Origin of the sequence: Kitasatospora sp. NPDC093806 (genome assembly GCF_040683335.1) — a bacterium.
In the GTDB taxonomy this organism is placed as follows: domain Bacteria; phylum Actinomycetota; class Actinomycetes; order Streptomycetales; family Streptomycetaceae; genus Kitasatospora.
In genome coordinates this window covers 21,098-27,097 of the sequence record NZ_JBFBDO010000110.1, presented here as the reverse complement: position 1 = coordinate 27,097, position 6,000 = coordinate 21,098, and the positions used below count along the sequence as shown (strand labels likewise).

General features: G+C 75.4%; 5 protein-coding genes. 3 read left to right on the top strand and 2 right to left on the bottom strand.

Annotated elements, in window-relative coordinates; all coding sequences use genetic code 11:
• Window positions 1–691, bottom strand: a 691-nt coding sequence (locus AB0N76_RS33080; RefSeq protein ID WP_363563539.1) for a TerD family protein, incomplete at its 3' end; no start/stop codon positions are given.
• 322 nt (window positions 692–1,013) lie between these two features.
• Here AB0N76_RS33080 and AB0N76_RS33075 point away from each other — a divergent pair.
• The 3 genes from AB0N76_RS33075 (at window position 1,014) to AB0N76_RS33065 (ending at window position 5,680) form a co-directional block, all read left to right on the top strand.
• Complete coding sequence (locus AB0N76_RS33075) at window positions 1,014–2,234, top strand: HpcH/HpaI aldolase/citrate lyase family protein (RefSeq protein ID WP_363563537.1); 1,221 nt, start codon at window positions 1,014–1,016, stop codon at window positions 2,232–2,234.
• Between the two features lie 80 nt (window positions 2,235–2,314).
• On the top strand, window positions 2,315–4,810 hold the full coding sequence (locus AB0N76_RS33070) for a phosphoribosyltransferase (protein WP_363563535.1): 2,496 nt from the start codon (window positions 2,315–2,317) through the stop codon (window positions 4,808–4,810).
• A 21-nt stretch (window positions 4,811–4,831) separates the two neighbouring features.
• Window positions 4,832–5,680, top strand: a complete 849-nt coding sequence (locus AB0N76_RS33065) for an HAD family hydrolase (protein ID WP_363563547.1) — start codon at window positions 4,832–4,834, stop codon at window positions 5,678–5,680.
• Window positions 5,681–5,698: 18 nt separating this feature from the next.
• Here AB0N76_RS33065 and AB0N76_RS33060 read toward each other — a convergent pair whose 3' ends face one another.
• Window positions 5,699–5,929 carry a zinc ribbon domain-containing protein gene (locus AB0N76_RS33060; RefSeq protein WP_363563533.1) on the bottom strand — a complete coding sequence of 77 codons (231 nt, stop codon included), beginning with the start codon at window positions 5,927–5,929 and terminating at the stop codon, window positions 5,699–5,701.
• Window positions 5,930–6,000: the final 71 nt, after the last annotated feature.

The window sequence follows — 6,000 nt, the reverse complement described above, 5'->3', positions numbered from 1 at the left end:
CGGTCTCGGACACGGTGGGCACACTCCTGCTGGGGGGACGGCCGGCCGGCCGGGGGTCGGGCAGCGCGGCCCGCGGGTCCACGGGCGGGGCCGCCGGGGTGCTCGGGGCGGCCGCGGCGCCCTGGGCCTGGGTGGTGTCGCCCTCGTCCTCGACGGTGATGCCGAAGTCGGTGGCCAGGCCGATCAGCCCGGAGGCGTACCCCTGGCCGACCGCCCGGAACTTCCAGCCGCCGGCCCGCCGGTAGAGCTCGCCCGCGACCAGCGCGGTGACCTCGTCCCCGTCGGCCATCGCGAACTCCGCCAGGGCGGGCGCGCCCTCGCCGCCGGCGGCGTCGAAGAGCAGCAGCCGCAGTCCGCTCACCGCGCGGAACGAGCCGCCCTCGGAGGAGCCGGCCAGCACCACCCGGTCGACGTCGGCCGCCAGCTTGCCGAGCTCGGCCTCGACGGTGTCGGTGATCTCGCCGCCGTCGGCGCTCTGCTGCTTGGGCAGGTGGCGCACCAGGCCGGACGGGTGGCGCGGCTGGTTGTAGAAGACGAAGTCGGCGTCCGAGCGGACCTTGCCGCCGGGTCCGAGCAGCAGCGCGGAGGCGTCCACGTCCGGCGCACCGGGCGTGGCGCTCCAGCGCAGCACGGCGCGGACCGCCGCCACCGGCAGTGCGATGTTGGCGCCCTTGGCCATCACGTGCGTCATAGCCGACCATCCTGCCTGTTCGCCACCCCTTCGGACAACGTGACCGGAGGGGGCGCGGTGGAGGGACTTTGCCAACGCTTGCGCTTTGTGAAGCGGAAGGTAACCTTCCGAGAATTCGATGTTTCGGAACCGCTCCCGACCGGGCGCCGTCCGTACGATGGGCTGGCGGGGGGCTCTGGGGGTCCGGTCAACGAGGACCGGGGGGTCTCGGACCGGGAACCACCACGGCGGTCGAACCGGTTGAACCGGTGTCGGACCGGACGCCGTCGCCGCCCTCCCCGCCTCCGCCGGACCGGCGGCCGAACCTCCTGAGGAGAGCACCTTGCGCCACTTCGGCCACCTCGCGGACGACGTCCGCGACCGGCTCTTTCTCGCCCCGCCGCAGGATTTCACCCCCGACAGCGAGGCGGCCGTGCTGGCCGCCGCGCTCGGCGCCACGCTCTACAGCCCGGCCACCCGGACCACCCTGCGCGCGGACGTCCGCAAGCAGGCCGCGCGGGGCGTCGTCTCGATGGTCCTCTGCCTGGAGGACGCCATCGCCGACCACGAGGTGCCGGCCGCCGAGGCCAACCTGGTGGCCCGGCTCGGCGAGCTCTGGGCGGAGGTGACGGAGGGTGTCGACGGGGCCGACGGAGTGAGAACCTCCACGGATTGCACACAGGACCTGCCCCTCCTCTTCATCAGAGTGCGAACCGCCGCCCAGCTCACCGATCTCACCGAGCGGCTCGGCCCGGCCGTCGGACTGCTCACCGGTTTCGTGCTCCCCAAGTTCACCGAGGACACCGGCGGCGACTTCCTGGAGGCGCTCGCCGCCGCCGAGGCCGCCACCGGACGCCGGCTGTTCGCCATGCCCGTCCTGGAGTCCCCCGAGCTCGCCCACCTGGAGACCCGCCGCGACCAGCTCTTCGGCATAGCCCGGCTGCTCGACAAGCACCGCGAACGGGTCCTCGCCGTCCGCCTCGGCGTCACCGACCTCTGCTCCGCGTACGGCCTGCGCCGCTCGCCCGACCTGACCGCGTACGACGTCGCGCTGGTCGCCGCCGTGATCGGCGACGTGGTCAACGTGCTCGGCCGCGCCGACGGCACCGGGTTCACCGTCACCGGCCCGGTCTGGGAGTACTTCCCGGTCCAGGAGCGGATGTTCAAGCCCCAGCTGCGCCGCACCCCGTTCGCCGAGGCCGGACCCGCGCGCGAGGCGGTGCGCCAGCGGATCATCGAGCACGACCTGGACGGGCTCATCCGCGAGATCGAACTCGACCGCGCCAACGGCCTGTTGGGCAAGACCTGCATCCACCCCAGCCACGTCCCCGCGGTGCACGCGCTCTCCGTCGTCACGCACGAGGAGTACAGCGACGCCCAGGACATCCTCCGGCAGGAGCGCGGCGGCGGCGGGGTGCTGCGCTCGGCGTACACCAACAAGATGAACGAGGCCAAGCCGCACCGGGCCTGGGCGGAGCGGGTGCTGCTGCGCGCCGAGGTGTTCGGGGTGGCCCGCGAGGACGTCAGCTTCGCGGAACTGCTCTCCGCCTGCCTCTGCCGCTGAGCCCGTAGTCCGCCGCCTTCTCCCGCTGGGCCGTCCAGTCGGAAGCCGCACCACCATCGCATCGAAAGCAGGACCTCGCAGTGACAGCACAGCAGGAGTGGACCGGACCGCAGGAGTGGACCGGCCGGTGGGTCGCCGAACGGGCCGGCGTCGGCCTGACCGGCTCGCCGCGGCTCCCCGACCTGGTCGGCCTCGCCCTGCGGGAGAACCGCAAGCGCGCCCACCTGCTGGTCTCCACCGTGCTCGGCAAGCACGTCCCGCAGCGCCCCGCCGTGGTGCACGGCGCCGGCCTCGAACTCGGCCACCGGGTGCGCGAGCTGCTCGATCCGCTCAAGGGGACCGACGCGCCGGTCGTCCTCGGGTACGCCGAGACCGCCACCGGCCTCGGCCACAGCGTCGCCGACGGCCTGGACGCCCCCTACCTGCACTCCACCCGCCGCCCGGTGGCCGGTCTCACCCCGGTCGGCGGCTTCGAGGAGGAGCACTCGCACGCCACCTCGCACCTGCTGCTGCCCACCGACCCCGGGCTGCTCGCCGGCGGCGGGCCGCTGGTCCTGGTCGACGACGAGTTCTCCACCGGCACCACCGTGCTCAACACCATCCGCGCCCTGCACGGCCGCCACCCCCGCGAGCACTACGTGGTGGTCGCCCTGGTCGACCTGCGCGGCGCCGAGGACCGGCGGCGGCTCGCCGACACCGCCGCCGAACTCGGCGTCCGGCTCGACCTGGTGGCCCTGGCCGACGGCGGCGTGGAGCTGCCGGCGGACATCCTGGAGCGGGCCGAGCGGCTGATCGCCTCGTCCTCGGCGGCCGCCCCGGCCGCCCCGGCCGTTCAGGCGTCCCCGGCTCCCGTGGTGCGGGCCGAGCTGGACTGGCCGGCCGACCTGCCCGACGGCGGGCGGCACGGCTTCACCCCCGAGCACCGGGCCCGGCTGGAGGCCGCGCTCCCGCGCCTCGCGGAGCAGCTGGCGGCGGCGGTCGACGGCGCGGGCACCGATGGCGGGGGGGCCGAGGACGGCCGGGTGCTGGTGCTCGGCTTCGAGGAGCTGATGTACGCGCCGCTGCGGCTGGCCGGCGCCCTCGCCGACCGCCTCCCCGGCGGCGCCGAGCGCGTCCGCTTCTCCACCACCACCCGCTCGCCCGTCCTCGCCGTCGACGACCCCGGCTACGCCATCCGCACCCGGCTGGCCTTCCCCGCCCACGACGACCCGGCCGACGACTCCTCGCGCGAGCGCTACGCCTACAACGTCGCCCCCGGCGCCGACCCGGCCCGCCGCTTCGGCACCGTCGTGCTGGTGGTCGACGACGTCGCCGACACCCCCGCGCTGCACGAGGGCGAGCGCGCCCTGCTGGCCCAGCTGCGGCAGGTCACCGACCGGGTCGTGCTCGCCGTCCTGCCCTCGCACCGGCCGGCCCCCGCGCTGCCCTCGCCGCTGTACGGCCCGGCGTTCTCCTCCTACCGCGCCGACGAGGTCGGCTGGCTGCTCAAGGACCTCTCCGGGGTCGCCCTGGAGGCGCCCACCGAGGAGCGCGAGGAGGCCGTGCAGAGCGGCGGCGCCCACTACGCCGAGTCGCTGCCGGTCGAGTACCAGCCCAGCCCCGAGTACCAGGAACTGTTCCACCAGGCCCTGCGGGTCTCCGCCCGGCGGATCGCGCTCGCCGTCGGCACCGTCGCCGAGACGCTGCTGCGCGAACGCGGCCCCGGCCTGGTGCTCGCCTCGCTGGCCCGCGCCGGGACGCCCGTCGGCGTCCTGATCCGCCGCTGGCTGGCCGCCGGACACGGCGTCGAGGCCCCGCACTACGCCGTCTCCATCGTCCGCGGCCGCGGCATCGACCCGGTCGCCCTGCGCTACCTGGCCGCCCACCACCCGGCCGGCGACGTCGTCTTCGTCGACGGCTGGACCGGCAAGGGCGCCATCACCCGCGAACTCGACGCCGCCCTGGCCGGCACCGGCTTCGACCCCGGGCTCGCCGTCCTCGCCGACCCCGGCCGCTGCGTGCGCACCTACGGCACCCGGGACGACTTCCTGATCCCCTCCGCCTGCCTCAACTCGACCGTCTCCGGCCTGGTCTCGCGCACCGTGCTGCGCGCCGACCTGATCGGCCCGGACGACTTCCACGGCGCCAAGCACTACACCGAGCTGGCCGGCGCCGACGTCTCCGGCGCCTTCCTGGACACCGTCGCCGACCACTTCGCCGACGTCCGCGCCGAGGCGGTCGCCGCCGCCGACCGCTTCCTCGCCACCGACCGGGCCGCCGAACGCGCCCCCGACTGGGCCGGCTGGGCCGCCGTCGAGCGGATCAGCGCCGAGTACGGCATCGACGACGTCAACCTGGTCAAGCCCGGCGTCGGCGAGACCACCCGGGTCATGCTGCGCCGCGTCCCCTGGCGGGTGCTGGCCCGGCGCGGCGCCGGCGCCGACCTCGACCACGTCCGGCTGCTCGCCGCCCAGCGCGGCGTCCCCGTCGAGGAGGTCGACGACCTGCCGTACTCCTGCGTCGGCCTCATCCACCCCCGCTACAGTCGGGGAGCGACCGGTGCCTCCGGCACGGCCGTCCTGGTGAAGGAGTCCTGAGCCCCGATGTCCCTGCTCTCCCTGCGTCACATCGTCGCGAGCGACCTCGACCGCACCCTGATCTACTCCAACCGGGCCCTCGCCCTCGACGTGCCGGACCGGCTGGCGCCGCGCCTGCTCTCCGTCGAGGTGCACGACGGCAAGGCGCTCTCGTTCATGACCGAGCAGGCCGCGGCGCTCTTGGCCGAACTGACCGCCGAGGCCGTGTTCGTCCCCGCCACCACCCGCACCCGCGCCCAGTACGAGCGGGTCAACCTGCCCGGCCCGACACCCGGTTGGGTCCCGCCGTACGCGATCTGCGCCAACGGCGGCCGGCTGCTCGTCGACGGCGTGCCCGACCGGGACTGGGAGGCCGAGATGGCCGCCCGGCTGGCCGCCGGGGCGGCGCCGCTCGCCGAGGTGGTCGAACACCTCGCGCTCTGCGCCGACCCCGAGTGGACGCACAAGCGCCGGGTCGCCGACGAGCTCTTCGCCTACCTCGTCGTCGAACGGGCCGAGCTGCCGGCCGGCTGGCTGGACGAGCTGACCGGCTGGTGCGCCGAACGCGGCTGGACCGTCTCGCTCCAGGGCCGCAAGGTGTACGCGGTGCCGGCGCCGCTCAGCAAGAGCGCCGCCCTCGCCGAGGTCGTCCGCCGGGTCGGCGGCAGCCCCACCGTCCTGTCGGCCGGCGACTCGCTGCTCGACGCCGACCTGCTGCTCGCCGCCGACACCGGCTGGCGCCCCGGGCACGGCGAACTGGCGGACGCCGGGTGGACGGCACCCGGCGTCACCGTCCTCGACGAGGTGGGCGTCGCGGCGGGCGAGGAGATCGTCCGCCGGTTCCTCGCCCGCGTCCGCGGCCCCCGGATGGCGGCCGCCGTCCCGTCGTAGCCCGTCCGCTGGCCCCGCTCAGCCGCAGCAGCCGCCGCCGCAGCAGCCCCCGCCGCCACCACCGGCCGACGGGGCCTGCCGCGGCGCGGCGCCGCCGGAGGCCGCGCCGGTCACGGCGACGGTCGACAGCAGCTTCACGGTGTCCGGGTGCCCCTGCGGGCAGACGGCGGGGTCGTTGGCCTGCGCCATCGCGCGGCGGAGCTCGAACGTGGCGCCGCAGGAGCGGCAGCGGAAGTCATAACGAGGCATGCCCGTCAGCGTAGCGCCGCCACCCGTGCCCGCCGCCGAGGTTTGCTACCTGTGAGGGTTGCTACCGGTGC

Coding starts and splice junctions, on each gene's coding strand:
- AB0N76_RS33060 (WP_363563533.1), bottom strand. CDS start 5,929: ATGCCTCGTTATGACTTCCGCTGCCGCTCCTGCGGCGCCACGTTCGAG.